Genomic DNA, 286 nt, shown 5'->3' with positions numbered 1-286 from the left:
CTTCGACAAGCATCGGGACCTGTTGCGGCCCTTGGGCGTGCCCGAGTATCTGGGTTCCGACGACGGCCTCGCTCAGCTGTACTACCAGGCGATGTTCGCGCTGTTCACGCCCCTGCTGCTCGGCTACGAGCAAGCGATGGCGATCATCGAACGCTCGGGCTCGGAGATCTCCCGGTTCCTGCCGTATGCGCAGCGTTCGCTTGGGTCGGTCGCGGAACTGTATGCCGCCTGGTCGGGCAGGGCTGAAGCCGGAGATTGGGGCGATCTGGCGCATCTGCGGATGATG

General features: G+C 64.7%; 1 protein-coding gene. It reads left to right on the top strand.

Translation table 11 applies throughout. The annotated features are described in order from the left end of the window. Positions 1-286: imine reductase family protein (locus GV790_RS29975; protein WP_445668764.1), on the top strand; the 286-nt coding region annotated here is incomplete at both ends.

Source organism: Nocardia cyriacigeorgica (assembly GCF_010858045.1).
Taxonomy (GTDB): Bacteria; Actinomycetota; Actinomycetes; order Mycobacteriales; family Mycobacteriaceae; genus Nocardia; species Nocardia cyriacigeorgica_E.
This window is presented reverse-complemented; position numbering and strand designations above follow the sequence as displayed.